This is a genomic window from Mediannikoviicoccus vaginalis (assembly GCF_928097925.1).
In the GTDB taxonomy this organism is placed as follows: Bacteria; Bacillota; Clostridia; order Tissierellales; family Peptoniphilaceae; genus Mediannikoviicoccus; species Mediannikoviicoccus vaginalis.
The window spans coordinates 1769741-1786174 of record NZ_CAKMRI010000001.1; the positions used below are offsets into that span (position 1 = coordinate 1769741).

Consider the following 16434-nt stretch of genomic DNA (forward strand, 5'->3'; position numbering starts at 1 on the left):
TTATGGATATAATATTTCAAAGGAGATGGTGTTATGGCTACAACTAATTTAAATATAAGAACTGATAAAGAAATAAAAGAGGCGGCGGAAAAAATATATGCTAGCTTAGGTTTAAATATGACTACTGCAATTAATATGTTTTTAAGGGCTAGTATTAGGGAAAGTGGAATTCCTTTTGATTTAAAACTAAATGTACCAAATGATGAAACTATAAAGGCAATAGAAGAGGGCAGAGCTATAGCAAGAGATAATAATATTAAGTCTTATGATAGTATTGATGATTTGAGGGCGGACCTTGAAGTATAAAATAAAGTTTACGGCGAGATTTAAAAAGGATTTAAAACTAGTTAAAAAACAAAGAAAAGACATTGATAAGTTATTTGACATAGTTGAAAGAATAGATGAATAATTATATGTTATGAGACTTTAGCAGATGCTTTTCAAAGAAAAGCATCTGAGATTCTTCGACTCCAATTTTTTGTGCCAAAAAATTTCCGCTCAGAATGACAGAGCGAGTGTTTTACGTTCTCATGTAGGAGAAAGAAGAAAGGATGTTACTGCTCGCTCAGTATGACTGAAGAGAGGTGGGAAGTGAGAGGTTGGAGGTTGGAAGATAGGGAATGATTACATGTTATGAGGCTTTAGCATTAACTTTCTAAAAGAAAGTTAATGAGATCCTTCAGCTACAATTTTGCTACGCAAAATTTTCGTTCAGGATGACAATACAGGGGCTTGTACTTCCATGAAGGGAAATAAGATTATTGCATAACATGGTGAGTTCTTAAAAAAAGAAAGCCTATACCAGCTTTCTTCTAAATTATTTTCTATTTTCGTTTCTCATTTCAACATAGTTTCTACTTGCGATTTTTAAAAGCTCTGTCACTCCATCGATAACTATTTTTCTTTGGTCCGATGGTAGGTCTTTCAATGATATGGTCAGTTTTCCTAGGGTTTTTATAACATTTCTATTGGTTAAATTCGGATTGAATTCGGTTTTTCCAATTTGCTCGAACAGGTCGTAGACTGCTTCGAAGAAAAGCTCCCTATTTTCGCTAGATATTTTTGAGATCCATTGTTTCAGTGTGAACTCTGCAAATTCGCTTTCTTTTGAAAGGTGGTCCAGATATAAAAAGTCTCGCCCTGATATTTGCCAATTATACATGTCATGTTGTTTTATCGGATCTTCTTTTGATGAAACTATTTTTACTTTGCCTTCTCTTTCTAGCAATGTTCCTACAATGGAACTTTGTGGTATATAGTTTGTCATTTTTTCTTTTGCTCTATTTCGAACTTCTTCTGTTAGGCTATCTTCTGTTAGGCCCGGGCCGTCAAAGTTAAATGCTTTGATTACTTTTTCATAGACTTCGCTTTTGCATTTTGTTAGGCTATATAGTGACAGGTTTCCACCTTTTGAGTGTCCGTTTATAATTATATGGTCATATTCTTTTGCGACTTTTTCTAAATAGTTCAGTGCAGAAAGTTGCGATGGAACTGAGTCTAAAAAGCTCATATTAAAGTCTTCTTTCCATCCAATAAGCTCCCTGTTTGTTCCTCTAAAGGTCACCATGGCAATTTCATTTGGTAGTAAAAAGGTCATGGCGGCAAATTGTTTTTGAATTTCTATATCGGTTTCGCTTTCAAATTTTACAATTTTAATATTTTCAAATCGCTTTGTCTTAATGACTTCTTTTAAAAGTTTTTTGTCTTCTGGGGTAACTAGATATTCTTCAAGTTTATCTTTTTTTAAAAGTTCATCTCCCATATCTTTTATGCACATGGATGAAAAGTCTGTTATAAGTTCCATTGGCATATATGACAGCCTTGCTAAAATCGATGCATCTACTGGGCTTAGTCCGTCCAGGTCTATGGTAATGTCGCCTCTAAAGTTTAAATAGTCGTAGTAGTGGTAGGGCATTAATCATCCTCCCGAGTTTTAATTTTTCTTTTTACTGCAAAGTAGACTCCAAATATTACAATGGCAAAGCAAATCAAGGCGTAGATGCTATTGTAAATAATTTGGTTTGATGTCTGTGACACTATATCTACTTTAATGTCGTCAGAAGCTTTTGAAATATCGTAGGTGATGTGGCTTCTGTCGTTGTCTTGATGTATTTTATAGTGGTCCAATTTTTCGATATTGTAATAGACCGAGTCCCTTGTATAAAGTTTGAATAGAAGGCTCTTGTTGTAGGTAACTGCTGTGTATGTGTCCCCAGTTTTAAAAATCAAAAGATGTGATGATTTTGTCTTTTCATCTAGTAGGAGTTTTGTGTCTGCCTGGTCTTCTGGAACGTATTTCAGTAGAAAATTAACTGCGTCCTTTTCTAAATTTCTTTTTGAAATTGTGTAGACTTTGCTTCCATCCAGGATAAAAATAAATATAAACACTGAAAGGACCATTAGCAGTACAATCTGTAGTCTCTCTTTATTTTTCATTAAATCGCTCCTTTAATGATATAATCAAAATAGGTGATTATTATGTTAAAAATTCTAATTATTTTGTTTATGATTGTTCTTGTAAGGGAAATAATTGAAACTTTGAGGAGTAAAAAAATTCCCTTCCCACTAAATAAAGTACTGAAGAGGGATAGATTCTATATTTTGTATACAGCTACTTTAACTTTAATACTTGCAGTACTTTTATTAGTTTATTTTAAGGGAAATCTTCCTACAGTTTAAGTTTGTGATTATCTCTCCACACTTCGTCTATAATGGCGCATCCAAGGCAGATGTCATCTTTATATAGCACTGCCGCTTGGCCCGGAGTAACCGACTTAACATGGTCGTAGGTTATTTCCACATGGCTTTCGTCTAAAAATTTTACATGAGCAGGGATATCTTTTTGTCTATACCTGAATTTTGCTGTGCAATCAAATTCCTTTGGAAGTTTTTCAACCAGTGGAGTTGAAAATTGTGATGCTAGCAGTCTATTTGAAAATAGATGTTCGTTTTCTTTTCCTTGGCATACGATTAGTTCGTTTTTTTCGATATCTTTTCCACACACAAACCAGGCTTCGCCGTCGCCGCCTATTCCAAGGCCACGTCTTTGTCCGATGGTGTGAAACATTAGCCCTTCGTGTTCTCCCATAACTTCGCCATCAACTGAAACCATTTTGCCCTTTTGTGCTGGCAGGTAGTTTGAAAGGAACTCGTTGAAGTTTCTTTCGCCTATAAAGCAGATTCCAGTAGAGTCTTTTTTTTCTGCTGTGGCAAGCTTATGTTTTCTTGCAATTTCTCTAACTTCAGATTTTTCCATGTCGCCAATGGGAAAGATTACATTTTTTATTTGCTCTTGTGAAAGCATGCTTAAAAAGTATGACTGGTCCTTGTTGTTGTCCACGCCTCTAAGAAGTAGCTTTGATGAGTCATCTGCCTGCCCAATTCTTGCATAATGGCCCGTTGCAACTAGGTCGAAGCCAAGGTCGTAGGCAAAGTTTAAAAAGGCTTTGAATTTTATTTCCTTATTGCACATAATGTCCGGGTTTGGTGTACGTCCCTTTTTATATTCGTCTAAAAAGTAAGTGAATACTCTGTCGTAGTATTCCTTTTCAAAGTTTATGGAATAGTAGGGGATTTCCAGTTGATTACAAACCTTTATAACGTCTTCGTAGTCCTGTTCTGCGGTACAAAATCCGTTTTCGTCTGTATCGTCCCAATTTTTCATAAATATGCCAGTAACGTCGTAGCCCTGCTCTTTAAGCACCACTGCCGCAACAGAAGAGTCAACGCCACCGCTTATTCCTAAAACAACTCTCTTTTTAATTTGAATCACCTTTTCTAATGTAAATTTCTTTTATCTTTTCTGCTGTATATTTTACGTCTTCGGTATTATTCGTAAAACCAAAACTAAATCTAATGGATCTTTTTGCCCTTTCCTCTCCATAAATCGCCTTTATAACATGGCTTTCTTCCAGTGACCCTGCGGAGCATGCAGACCCTGCAGATGCACAGATGCCATTCATATCAAGATAGGTCAATAGAAGATCTGACTTTATAAATGGAAAGTATAAATTTAGTATGTGGTCGCTGGAATTTTCCAAATCGCCATTAATTTCAAATGGAATTTCTAGGGATTTTAATTCGTTAATAAAACTTAATTTAATCTCTTTTATTAAATCCCTTTCCAAAACTATTTTATCATAGGACTTTGCCATGGAGTAGGCGCCCATAACAAAGGAAGTTCCACCACGACGCTTCTTTTCCTGTTCGCCAGCGTAAATTAGGTTGTGGATGTTTTTATTACAGTAGAGAATTCCAAAACCATTTATGCCGCCGATTTTATGTCCAGAAAGGCTTATGGAGTCGGCCCTTTCAAAGTTGAAGTCCATGTGGCCATAGCCTTGCACATTGTCGATGTGAAGGTGAACATCTCTATCTTTTAAAATGGATGAAATTTTATTAAGGTCTTGGCAAACTCCCGTTTCGTTATTAACAAGGGTTAGTATTACTACGGTTTTGTCATCCAGCTTTTTTTCCAAATCATCGATAATGATTCGTCCATGTTTATCAAGCTTTAGATATGAAAAATCTGAATTTAAATTTTTAAGTGAATTTATCACAGAAGGATGATCCGTTTCTGAACATAAAAATTTGTATCCAATATCAGTGAAGTGTCTAATAATGGTGTTGTTACCTTCAGACGCTCCAGAATTAAATATTATATTGTCTTTATTAACGCCGAGGGAGTTTGCGATTTTCTCCCTGGAGTCTTCTAAAACTTTGTGAGACTTTCTTCCCATTCCATGAAGGGAGTGGGGGTTAGCGTCAAATTTTTCAAAATTATTTAAAACATCCTCAAATATTTCTCGTCTTTTTATTGAAGTTGCTGCATAGTCAAAGTAAATCATAATACCTCCATAAATACTTATTTTATCACATTTTGGTGATGTACTTCCATAGGTTAAAAGCTTTTATAAGGGGTATATGATAATAGAGGTGATATTAATGAAATTTAAACCAATACACTCATGTATTAGAGTTGTTAATTTAGAAAAATCTGTAGATTTTTACAAAAACGCATTTGGATTTATTGAAACGAGAAGAAAGGACTATCCAGATGACAAGTTTACCCTTGTGTATATGGCGCCGGAAGAAGGAGCATTTGAAATAGAACTTACCTATAACTATGGACACGAGCCATATGACCTAGGTAATGGCTATTCACATATTGCAGTTGAAGTGGAAGACCTTGAAAAAGAACACGAAGAACATAAGAGCAAGGGATATAGAGTGACAGACCTGGGAGGCCTTTCCGATGCAAAGAGACCAAGCTTTTACTTTATAACAGACCCAGATGGATATGATATAGAGGTGATCAGAGCTTAGTAGGGAAGCTACGCACCCTGTCATCTTGAGCGGAAAATTTTTGTAGGGTTTTCACCCTACAACTTTTTTTTATTCCTAATCCACTTCCTTATTTAACCAAGGGGAAAGCTAAGAAACCTTTTCGTATGGTTTCTATCGCTTTCCCCTTGAAATCCCCTTTTTCTTACCTTCCAAACGATTCAGGACTGGCCGTCCTGAAAACCTGCTTAGAAAGAGGAAGAAAATCTTGCTGGATTTTCTTCAGTTTTGTAATGTGTTTTTGGATGTTTTTGTCTTTCATAGAAATATAACTTCCCAGTATTGTCATTCTGAGGGAGAAAATTTCAAAGAAATTTTCGAGTCGAAGAATTCTTGACCTAACAGAAGACGAAGTCTTCGTCGTAGGTCAAATGTCGATCTCGTTTCACTTTTCGATGAAAAGTGTCAGAAGGCGACCTCAGTTGCTTTTCGATGAAAAGCAACTGTAAAAGTGTCTTAATATGTTTTTTAGGGATAACATCGCTACGCTCGCTCAACATGACATTGCAAGGTGTAAATGCTCTTAATACAGTGCCGATAGGCACAAACAGGAAAGCCTTAGCTTTCCTACCGCTTTACAAAAGGGGTCTTGGGGATATCCCCAAGTCGTTGGGAGGTAAAGGGGGTTTTAAAGGGGGATAGGAACCGTACGAAAAGGTTCCTTTTCCCCCTTTTTAGAATAAAAGAAAAACATAATCTAGAAATAAACTGGTCGTAGGGTAGAACCCTACAAAATAAAACAAAAAAAGACATCCCAATTGGAATGTCTTTGGAGCTCACTGCCGGAATCGAACCGGCGACCTCTTCCTTACCATGGAAGCGCTCTACCTACTGAGCTAAGAGAGCATATAGTAATCATTATATAGTAGGGATTTTATTTTGTCAATGAGATTAAATTCCATTTATTTCATGTAAAAATATCCAACTAAATCTATAAGCTTTCTCTTGTTTTTAATTTTATTTTAAGTTAAGATTAAGGAGGAAGAAATTTTAAGAGAGGATGTGTAATATTGAAAACTCATTTCAAACGAGTGACCTCATGTTTTCTTGCATTTGCGATGATATTATCGACATTTGTAGGGACAGTGAGTTTTGCTCAAGAAGATGAAAAGGATTTCGGGAAGAGATTCAGCGAAAACCAAAACGTTGAAGAAATTGCCGAAAGAAAGATTGACTCTGACATTAAAAAAGCTAAAGATGATGAAAATGTTAGAGTTATTGTTGAACTAAAGTCTGATTCTATATTAGACAAGGCTATTAAAGAGAAAAGGTCAGTTTCCAGCATGTCAACAAGATCTGTTGGAAGAATGGCAAAGGCTTTAAGTAACGAACAGGAAAAGGTTACAGAGCAAGCTAAGGACGATGGAGTTGAAATGAAAAAACTAGACAACTTCACTGTTGCTCTTAATGGCTTCTCTGCGGAACTTAAGGCTAAGGACGTAGAAAAACTTGCTAAGCAAGAAGAAGTTGCAAGAGTTTATATTGCAAGAGAATACGAAAAACCTAAAGCACTTATGAACACTTCTAAAAATCTTATCAATGTTGTTGAAAGTGTTTGGGGTGAAAATTTAGAGTTTAAAGGAGAAGGCGCTGTAATTTCTATTATAGACTCTGGTTTTGATATTAAACATAAAGACTTTAACATAACTGATAAGTCAAAGGTTGCCCTTACTGAAGCTAAGGTTAATGAAATAATTGAAGCTTCTCAAAATAGACCTAGACCTCTTGCTGGTAAATATGGTAATGCAAAATTCCCATACATCTATGACTACCAAGATCTTGACACAAATGTTAAGGAACATAAAGACGGCGGACAACATGGTCAACACGTTGCCGGTACAGTAGCTGCAAATGGAGAAATTAAAGGGGTTGCACCGGAAGCGCAAATTCTAGGAATGAAAGTTTTTGGCGATGACCTAAACAACAGCACTGTTTTTTCTGATACTTATATTAAAGCTATTGAAGACTCTATTTTACTTGGCGCAGACGCTATTAACATGTCACTTGGATGGCCTGTAAGACCTTATGACAAGACTTCTTACGCAGTAGAAGAAGAAGCGCTATTAAAGGCAGAAAAAGGTGGTATATTAGTTTGTCTTGCTGGTGGTAATGATGGTAACTCTGGTTCTGGATTAAAAGGAAAAAGCGAAAACAATCCTGACCTTGGAGTACTTGGAACACCTGCAATGTATGAAGGACCACTTACGGTAGCTTCTTTTGAAAATGACTATACAATTGGATCAAAGGTAGTATTTAATGGTCAAGATATGGCAGGTTCCATATTTAACAGCGATGCAAATGAAAATCTTCCTTTGAATTTAGAGTATGTATATGTTGGACTTAGCAAAAGTGATGACGATTACAAAGGCAAAGAAGTAAAAGGTAAAATTGCTCTTATAAAAAGAGGAGACAACTCTTATACTGAAAAGAAAAACTTAGCCGTAGCACATGGAGCTAAGGGTATAATCATCTTTAACCACGAAGATGGTGGAGATGAACTAATGAATATGCTTATTGACCCTCCAGTGGATATTCCTGTTATCTTTATAGGTCATAGCGATGGTATGAAGTTAGTAGATGCTTTAAAAGATGGAAATCCTAAAGTTGAAATAGCTGAAATAGGACAAATAGATAATACTAACGCAAAGAAAATGAGTTCATTCTCATCATGGGGACCAACTTCTGACTTAAGATTAAAGCCAGAATTAACAGCACCTGGTGGACAAATTTACTCAACTCAAAACGATAACAAATATACAACAATGAGTGGTACATCAATGGCTACTCCTCATGTTGCAGGTGCAGTGGGACTTGTAAAACAAGCTCTTATGAATCCTGAAAAAGCTGGTTTAAATTCAAGTGCAATGTATAACAGAGCTACATTTGCACAAATTGCAAAGACAAGACTAATGAACTCTGCAGTTCCTCAAAAGTCTCCAGCTGGAGATTACTACTCCATTAATAGACAAGGTGCAGGTATGATGAATGTGGGTAATGCCATAAAGACACCTGTAAGAGTATATGCAACAGGAACTAACGACGACTTAGTTGATGCAAAACTAAACTTACAAGAAATTAACGGTTCTTTTGAAGCTACATTAGAATTAAAGAACGACAGCGATAGAGAAGTAACTTACAATATTTCAGTTATAGGACTTAAAGAAGGTACTGCTGAAGTAAGAGACAAAAAAGGTAATTTACAAAAGATAGTTTTAAATGAAACTACAGAAGAAATAGATGTTGATGTTAAAGGAGAAACTAAAGTTACAGTTCCAGCAAGTGGAGAAGCAAAAGTAAATCTTAAAGTTTCTTATAAGCCAGCAGAAGTTGGAGCTAACCAATTTGTAACAGGATTTATTCAACTTGAAGACGCTAACAAAAAAGAACCAACACTATCAGTTCCATATATGGGCTTTAATGGAGACTGGACTGAACTTGATGCACAAGACGGCTTCTTCCAATACGGCGAACCATGGGATATTGGTAAGGCTGGATTTGCATTTAATAACTTTAATGCAAAAAAAGGATGGAATAGTGGACCATATCTACCTTCAGGCACTGAAAAGATAGATGCAAATGGTAAGGTGACAGATGGGGAAGGTAAAGAAACAGATGTTGTTTACTTCGGTAAAGAAACAGGAGTTGTTCCAGTACTTTCTCCACTAAGAAACTTAAATGGTCTTGAAATATTTGTTGGAGACCACAACGACAACGAAATCTTTAAATTAGTTAGTAAGGGACTATTCTCAAAAATTAGTAGAATTGACCAAGGTAATAATCCATTTGTACCATTTGCTCCATGGGATGGAAAGCTTGATGGCGAATTTGTTCCAGAAGGACAAGTTTACAATATGATTATTAAGAGTAAACTAAACTATAAGGATAAAGTACAAACTAAATCATATCCAGTAGTTGGAGATTATCATTGGCCAGAAATTGAGGACGTTAAAGTTGATAAGGAAACAGGAAAGGTAACTGCAAATATTACCGATAATCTTTCAGGAGTTTATCATATTTGGTTAAGAACTCCAGATGCTGAAACAGGTAAAAATATAGATTTTAACATTTTTAGCTGGGGTAAACTTACTGAAGATGCAAAGAAAATAGGTGCTAAATATAATCCTGAAACAGGAGAAATTTCATTTACAATGCCAAAAGAATTTAGAGGCAAAGATGTTTTACTATGTGCAGAAGACGGAGTTTGGAACTGGGCATGGTATGAACTACCTGAAGTTAAACCTGAAAGAAAAGATATAAGAATTTCATTTGAAGAACCAAAAGTTTTAGGACAAACTAGAGGAGACGTAAATGTTAAGGGTCTTCTTTGGAATATAGGAGAAGAGGAAGAGCCAAAAGTTCTTATTCAAGAAATAGATCCAAAAACTGATAAACCTATTGGAGATCCGGTAGTGGCTGAAGTTGTTTGGAATGACAAAGACAAGAATTTTGAATTTAAAGCACATTTGGATTTAAAAATCTTAGGTCATACTAAGATAAAGGCAACTGTAACAACAAATGAAGAAAGAACACATGGGGCTGTTCTAGATTTATTTAATGATACAGAGCCACCTACAATAGAAATCTTAAAGATAGAATGTCTAGAAAACAATAAGGTTAAGTTTACAATTAAGGTAACAGATAATTACTGGTACACAGAAATTAAATTGTTCAGAGATGGATCTAAAACACCTGAAGCGGTAAAAAATTTCGACAACTCTTGGGGAACATTAGAAGGTAGACCTGTAGATGAAACATTTGAAGTAACTTACAATCTACACGAAGGCAACAACGAATTTAAATTTGTTGTAAATGATGATCACGGATTTGAAGCAGAAGTTACTAAGACCGTAGATCCTTTAAAATGCGAAGTTCCTAACAAGCCATCAGAACCAGAAAAGCCAGCTAATCCAGAAAAACCAGTTGAACCAGAACAACCGGCAGATCCAGAAAAGCCAACTAATCCAGAAAAACCTGTAGAACCTGAACAACCAGCAGAACCAACACAACCAGGAGATAAACCAAATACTCCATCTGTTCCAAAAGAAACAGATAAAAAAGAAGAAGAGACTGCTAAAGAAACAGTTAAAACTGAAGAAATATTTGGCAAAGACAGATACCAAACAGCTGTAGAAGTAAGCAAGAACACATTTGACAAGGCTGACACTGTTGTACTTGCATCAGGAAAGAACTTCCCAGACGCATTAGCAGCATCAACATATGCAGGAATTGCTAAAGCACCAATACTATTAACTTCAGATAGTGAAATAGCTCCGGAAGTATTAAAGGAAATTGAAAGACTTGGAGCAAAGAATGTAGTTGTAGTTGGTGGTACTTCACTTATTCCAGATAAAATACTAAAGGTATTAAAGGATAAGGGAATAACAGTTGAAAGAATATCAGGTAAAGACAGATTTGAAACAGCTATTAAGCTATTCAATTCAAAGGTAACAGATAGAGAAAATATTATAATTGCAAATGGAGATAACTTTGCTGACGCGCTTTCAATTGCACCATATGCTGGAATAAAGGGATATGGAATTATCCTAACAAATGGAAAGACAATTGATAAGTCAGTACTAAAAGATGCTAAGAATGTTACTATCGTTGGTGGAACATCATCAGTTTCAGAAGAACTTGAAAAAGAATTAAAGGATATGAAACTAGATGTTACAAGAGTAAAAGGATCCGACAGATACGAAACATCATTAGCAATTGCAAAGAAATTCTTTGGCGACGCTAAATTTGCAGTAGTTTCAAACGGACAAGACTTCCCTGACTCATTAACAGGTGCGGTTATTGGAATTAATAAAAACGCTCCAATGCTACTTGTTAAGAACAACGAAATCAACAAAGATATTGTTAAGTTCTTAGAAGAAAAAGACTTAGAAGAAATAACAATAGTTGGTGGTTCAACATCAGTGGGAGAAAATGTAAGAAAGAGTTTGAAATCAATAGAAAAGTAGAGAAAAAGGAATCTTCGGATTCCTTTTTTGATTTCCATGTTTTATATTATTTTGTAGGTCTATGACCTACGACTTTTTTGTTTCTAATAAAGTTTTTCTTTTAACCAAGGGGAAAGCTAAGAAACCTTTTCGTATGGTTTCTATCGCTTTCCCCTTGAAATCCCCTTTTTCTTACCTTCCAAACGATTCAGGACTGGCCGTCCTGAAAACCTGCTTAGAAAGAGGAAGAAAATCTTGTTGGATTTTCTTCTGGCTGATAATTTTGTTTTGTAGATTTTTATTCTGCTTAGAAATATAAATCCAGTATTGTCATTCTGAGGGAGAAAATTTCTGAAGAAATTTTCGAGTCGAAGAATCTCTTTTCTCCAACTTCTAACTTCTAACTTCCAATCTCTTATCTCTTATCTACGCTTTCTATAGCTGCCATGGCCAACCTTTTCACATTGTCTATCTTTATATTTTCCACAGCTACAGGGTACAGGTTTTTGTTTAACATAGGGAAGTTATCATCTTTCAACCCCAGGTCTGTTATAACGCAGGTGCCTATGGTGTTTTCGTCCAAGTATCCCTTTATGGTTTTAAATCGAAGGACGTAGTTTGAGTTCTTGCTAAACAAGATAAAGCAATCATACTCAAGGTTCATATTTATAAATTCTCCCATGTTTAATAGCTCTATATCAAAGTAGTCCCCTTCTTCTTTAAAGCTATAGGGGGTCATTTTTATATTTTTATTATAAATTTCCAATTCCAATTCTTTTTTAATCAAATCTTTTTCTACTTCTTCGTAAAGTTTATATAGATTTTTTATATGTCTTTCTCCCTGATGCAAAACTTTTTTTAATGCACTTTCATCATTTTTCTTTTCATATGCCTTTATAAGTTTTATTACTTCTTTTGCTTCCAGTTCAGAAGCTTCCTTTGATGTGAAGTAATTATACACATCTTTAAATTTATGGCTCTTAAGTTCCAGTAGCTTGTATGATTTTAAAAATGAATATAGGTCGAAGTTCTCTTTTACAGAAATTCCATTTGCATTTAGAAATGGTATGTCAAAGCTGTTGCCATTATAGGTAATAACTTCTAAATTTTTTATATCTTTTTCAAATTCTTCTCTGTCTTCTGGAAATTTATATTGTTTTAAATTTTCGCCGTCGTATAGGTTTAAAAGAAAGATTCTATTTTTATTTCTGTCTATTCCCGTTGTGATTATGCTTAAAGCTTTTTTATCATCACCAAAGCTTTCATTCATTTAATATCACCTCTCTTAGTGTTATAATTATTTTAACATAGTATGAAGGGATGATTTAATGATTTATTTTGATAATGCTTCTACTACGAGAGTTAGACAGGAAGCTGTTGATATAATGGTGAAGGCCATGAGGGATGATTTTGCAAATCCGTCTGCACTTCACAGTTTTGGACACAGGGTTGAAAAGGAGGTAACGGTAGCAAGGAAAAAGGTTGCGCATGCCCTTGGTGTTTCTGAAGATGAAATTTATTTTACTTCTTGTGGAACTGAGGGAAATAATATTGCAATTGCAACTTTCCATGGAAGTACGGGAGAGTTTATAACAACTGAGCTTGAACACTCTTCTGTTAAAAGGGCCTATGAAAATCATGATATTAAAAATTTAAAGATTCTTACTGTTGATAAACATGGTAAGATTAACCTTGATGAACTTAGGGACTCTATTAATGAAAACACTAAGATGGTTTCTGTTATGCATGTGAACAACGAAATTGGAATTATAAATGAAATTGAAGCCATTGGAAAGATTATTAAGGAAAAAAATCCAGACACTCTATTTCATGTGGACGGCATTCAAGGTTTCGGCAAGGTGCCCCTTGATTTAAAGAAGTCATTGGTTGATGTGTACACAATTTCTGGCCATAAATTCCACGCACCAAAGGGCATCGGCGCCATGTATATTAAAGAAGGTGTGAATTTAAAGCCTGTCATATATGGTGGTGGTCAGGAGAAGGGAATGTCTTCTGGCACTGAAAATGTTCCGGGAATTCTTGCCATTGGTGAAATGTGCGAAATCATGAGTGATAATTTGGAAGAAAATTATGAAAATGTAAGTAAGGTAAAAAATTATTTGATTGAAAGATTAGAATCATTGGGAGATGTTATTATAAATTCCAAGGGAGAACATCACAGCCCATATATTTTAAATGTATCTTTAAAGGACGTTAGGGGAGAGGTTTTACTTCACTACTTGGAGTCAAAGGAGATGTATGTGTCCACTGGTTCTGCATGTAATAAAAATAATGTTAGCCCGATTATTCAAGCCATAAAGGTTCCTAAGGAATATGGCCTTGGCACTGTAAGGATTTCTTTTAGTGACGAGTCAACCATTGAAGAGGCCGAGGAGTTCTTTGTTGAGTTTGAAAGAGCGGTTAATGATATTAGATCTATTGTAGGGAGAAGGTAATGAATTGGTATTTATCTGTAAGCTTTGGAGAGCTTGCACTTAAGGGAAAGAATAGAAAAACTTTTGAAGACAGAGCCGTTAAAAAAATTATGGATTCTGTTAAGGATTTTGAAATAGAAGATTTTTATAAGGATCAGGGAAAGTTATATATTAAGGCAAATAAAGAAGACTTTGACGAAATGATTGACCATATAAAAAAGGTCTTTGGAATTGTGTATATCAGTCCTGTAATTAGGGTTGGAAGATCCGTTGAAGAAATTGAAAAGGGAGCGATTCAATTAATTGAAAGCAAAAATGTTACAGAAAAGACTTCCTTTAAGGTTGAAGCAAAGAGATCTGACAAGAGCTTCCCAGTTAAGTCACCGGAATTAAATCCTAAAATAGGTGGAGCAATATTAAAAAAGTTCGGCTCTAAGATGTATGTCGATGTGCACAACCCAGACATTATGGTATATATTGATGTGAAAAATCATATTTATATTTACTCCGACAAGATAAAGGGCTATGGTGGCCTTCCAATTGGTTCTTCAGGAAGGGGACTGCTTCTTTTATCTGGTGGTATCGACAGTCCAGTTGCAGGATTTTTACTTGCAAGGCGAGGAGTTGAAATATCGGCGCTACACTTTCACTCATATCCATTTACAAGTGACCGTGCCTTTGAAAAGGTTCATAAACTTGCAGAAGAACTTTCATATTACACAGGTAAAATTACCATGTACTCCATAAATCTTCTTCCAATTCAAAGAGAGATTAATGAAAAGTGTAGAGCAAGGGAGATGACAATTCTCTCAAGGCGCTTTATGATGAGGATTGGTGAAGAGATTTCTAAAAAGCATGAGTACAACGCCCTTATAACTGGTGAGAGTCTAGGACAGGTGGCAAGTCAGACCATTGAGTCTGTTGGTGTAATAAACCAAGTTGTATCTATGCCCATATTAAGACCATTAATCGGCATGGACAAGACGGAGATTATTGAAATATCTCGTGATATTGGAACTTATGAAACGTCAATCCTTCCTTTTGAAGATTGCTGTACCGTATTTCTTCCAGACAGGCCAGTAACTAAGCCGAGACTTTCTGACATCTTAAAGAGCGAAGAAAATCTTGATGTGGGCAAGCTTGTGGAAGATGCAATAAACAGCATGGAGATTTACGAAATAGAAGTGGAGTAATGGGTTACTAAACTCTATTTGGGTAAATATATTATAGGTATGAACCTAAATTGATTAGAAAAAGGAGTGATAACATGAAAAAAGCTGGCGGAGGAGTGCTTGCAATTGTTATTATAGTTGCTATTTTGGCAATTGGAGCATTTAGCACATACAATGGACTTGTAGGACTTGACGAAGAGGTAAACAATTCTTATGCAGATTTACAAACAGCCGTTCAAAGAAGGGCAGATTTAATTCCAAACCTTGTAAATACTGTTAAGGGATATGCAAGTCATGAACAAGAAACTCTTACAAAGATAACTGAAGCAAGGGCAAAGGTAAATGAAGCAAATGGACCTAAGGAACTTTCTGAAGCAAATGCAGAACTTACTAGAGCCATTGGCGACATCAATGTGGTTGTTGAAGCTTACCCTGATTTAAAGGCAAATCAAAACTTTATTCAACTTCAAGATGAACTTGCGGGAACTGAAAACAGAATTGCCGTAGCAAGAAAAGACTACAACGGCGTTGTTAAGACTTTTAACAGCAAGGTTAGAAGATTTCCTACAAATATCTTTGCAAAGATGTTAGGATTTTTACCAAGGGAATACTTTGAAGCAGATCCTGGTGCAGAAAATGCGCCATCAGTTAACTTTGGTTACAAAGTTATAAACGTGATTGGATAATATTATGAAGGATAGAAAATTTAAAAGATTTTTTCCTATCCTTCTCGTCCTTACAATAATTTTTTCAACTACATCGAGCTTTGCAAAACTAAATTTGCCAAGTCCCACAAAGGAGTTCTACTATTACGATGAAATGGGAGTTATTTCAGAAGATTTAAAAAGTGAAATACTAAAGACCAATATAGAACTTCACGGAAAGACCAAGGCACAGGTTGTTGTTGCAACGGTGGATGACCTACAGCAGTACCCAGTTGAAGAGTATGCCCTTGAGATGTTTAGAAAGTGGGGCATAGGCGATAAAGAGCTTAATAATGGAGTGCTTATACTACTAGGTAAAGAACCTACTACAGACAAGTACTCTATCTACATTTCAACGGGCTACGGCCTTGAAGGAAGGCTTAATGATGGTAAGGTTGGACGAATTATAGATGAATTTTTTATTCCTAATATAAACAGGGACGACCCAACTAGCTTCGACGAAGCTCTTAGAGAGACCTTTAGAGCGGTAATATCGCAGGTTATTTTGGAGTATGATGTGGAGCTTGATGGAGATTATGAAAAGTATATGGACAGGCTGGACAGTTCTGAAGAGGTGAATGGATGGGTAATCCTTCTAATCTTTATAATACTTATTCTCCTTTCAAGATACAGAAGGCCAAGGGGACCTCGTGGTAGAGGATATAGAAGAGGATACTACCCAAGAAGTTATGGAGGATTCTCTTCAGGTTCTGGTAGAAGCTCAGGTGGATTTGGAGGCTTTTCCGGTGGAGGAGGTTCCAGCGGAGGCGGAGGAGCAGGAAGAAGTTTTTAATAAAAGATAGGGAAGCTACGGCTTCCTTTTTTAATGAAAAAAACG

Annotated in this window: 14 protein-coding genes and 1 tRNA gene; 9 read left to right on the forward strand and 6 right to left on the reverse strand. The window is 35.7% G+C overall.

Annotated features, from left to right (window positions below; all coding sequences use genetic code 11):
* The first annotated feature begins 33 nt into the window (after positions 1 to 33).
* Both L6651_RS08345 and L6651_RS08350 read left to right on the forward strand, forming a co-directional pair.
* Positions 34 to 306, forward strand: coding sequence for a type II toxin-antitoxin system RelB/DinJ family antitoxin (locus L6651_RS08345; protein ID WP_237037470.1), 273 nt, complete (start codon positions 34 to 36; stop codon positions 304 to 306).
* Complete coding sequence (locus L6651_RS08350) at positions 296 to 409, forward strand: type II toxin-antitoxin system YafQ family toxin (RefSeq protein WP_237037471.1); 114 nt, start codon at positions 296 to 298, stop codon at positions 407 to 409. The genes L6651_RS08345 and L6651_RS08350 overlap by 11 nt, the downstream gene beginning before the upstream one ends.
* A gap of 408 nt (positions 410 to 817) precedes the next feature.
* Here the strand turns inward: L6651_RS08350 and L6651_RS08355 are convergent, their stop codons facing one another.
* Both L6651_RS08355 and L6651_RS08360 read right to left on the reverse strand, forming a co-directional pair.
* Positions 818 to 1915: an Mbeg1-like protein gene (locus tag L6651_RS08355; protein WP_237037472.1), complete on the reverse strand. Its 1098-nt coding sequence runs from the start codon at positions 1913 to 1915 to the stop codon at positions 818 to 820.
* A complete protein-coding gene (locus L6651_RS08360; protein WP_237037473.1) occupies positions 1915 to 2436 on the reverse strand; it encodes a hypothetical protein in 522 nt (173 codons plus the stop codon). The genes L6651_RS08355 and L6651_RS08360 overlap by 1 nt, the downstream gene beginning before the upstream one ends.
* Positions 2437 to 2478: 42 nt before the next feature.
* Between L6651_RS08360 and L6651_RS08365 the strand changes: the two genes are divergently transcribed.
* Positions 2479 to 2679 (forward strand): hypothetical protein, encoded by a 201-nt coding sequence (locus L6651_RS08365; RefSeq protein ID WP_237037474.1) that lies wholly within the window; start codon positions 2479 to 2481, stop codon positions 2677 to 2679.
* On the opposite strand, the gene mnmA is transcribed toward L6651_RS08365, so the two are convergent.
* Together mnmA and L6651_RS08375 are read right to left on the reverse strand one after the other, a co-directional pair.
* Positions 2669 to 3763: a tRNA 2-thiouridine(34) synthase MnmA gene (gene mnmA, locus L6651_RS08370; RefSeq protein WP_255784978.1), complete on the reverse strand. Its 1095-nt coding sequence runs from the start codon at positions 3761 to 3763 to the stop codon at positions 2669 to 2671. The two genes, L6651_RS08365 and mnmA, sit on opposite strands and share 11 nt — an antisense overlap.
* The gene (locus L6651_RS08375; RefSeq protein ID WP_237037475.1) at positions 3759 to 4847 is read right to left on the reverse strand and encodes a cysteine desulfurase family protein; all 1089 of its coding nucleotides are present in this window, start codon (positions 4845 to 4847) and stop codon (positions 3759 to 3761) included. The genes mnmA and L6651_RS08375 overlap by 5 nt, the downstream gene beginning before the upstream one ends.
* Positions 4848 to 4944: 97 nt before the next feature.
* On the opposite strand from L6651_RS08375, the gene gloA reads away from it, so the two are divergent.
* On the forward strand, positions 4945 to 5325 hold the full coding sequence (gloA, locus tag L6651_RS08380) for a lactoylglutathione lyase (RefSeq protein WP_237037476.1): 381 nt from the start codon (positions 4945 to 4947) through the stop codon (positions 5323 to 5325).
* 788 nt (positions 5326 to 6113) lie between these two features.
* Here gloA and L6651_RS08385 read toward each other — a convergent pair.
* Positions 6114 to 6189 (reverse strand) — tRNA-Thr (locus L6651_RS08385).
* A 239-nt stretch (positions 6190 to 6428) separates the two neighbouring features.
* On the opposite strand from L6651_RS08385, the gene L6651_RS09405 reads away from it, so the two are divergent.
* Entirely contained in the window at positions 6429 to 11306 is a 4878-nt protein-coding gene (locus L6651_RS09405; protein WP_305067688.1) for a cell wall-binding repeat-containing protein, read from the forward strand.
* A gap of 394 nt (positions 11307 to 11700) precedes the next feature.
* On the opposite strand, the gene L6651_RS08405 is transcribed toward L6651_RS09405, so the two are convergent.
* A complete protein-coding gene (locus L6651_RS08405) occupies positions 11701 to 12555 on the reverse strand; it encodes a ribonuclease H-like domain-containing protein (protein ID WP_237037477.1) in 855 nt (284 codons plus the stop codon).
* Between the two features lie 58 nt (positions 12556 to 12613).
* Between L6651_RS08405 and L6651_RS08410 the strand changes: the two genes are divergently transcribed.
* From L6651_RS08410 to L6651_RS08425, 4 genes are all read left to right on the forward strand, one after another.
* Positions 12614 to 13741 (forward strand): cysteine desulfurase family protein, encoded by a 1128-nt coding sequence (locus tag L6651_RS08410; RefSeq protein ID WP_237037478.1) that lies wholly within the window; start codon positions 12614 to 12616, stop codon positions 13739 to 13741.
* Complete coding sequence (thiI, locus tag L6651_RS08415; RefSeq protein WP_237037479.1) at positions 13741 to 14913, forward strand: tRNA uracil 4-sulfurtransferase ThiI; 1173 nt, start codon at positions 13741 to 13743, stop codon at positions 14911 to 14913. Before L6651_RS08410 ends, thiI begins: the two co-directional genes overlap by 1 nt.
* 74 nt (positions 14914 to 14987) lie before the next feature.
* Positions 14988 to 15578, forward strand: coding sequence for a LemA family protein (locus L6651_RS08420; RefSeq protein ID WP_237037480.1), 591 nt, complete (start codon positions 14988 to 14990; stop codon positions 15576 to 15578).
* A gap of 4 nt (positions 15579 to 15582) precedes the next feature.
* A complete protein-coding gene (locus L6651_RS08425; protein ID WP_237037481.1) occupies positions 15583 to 16389 on the forward strand; it encodes a TPM domain-containing protein in 807 nt (268 codons plus the stop codon).
* Positions 16390 to 16434 lie beyond the last annotated feature (45 nt).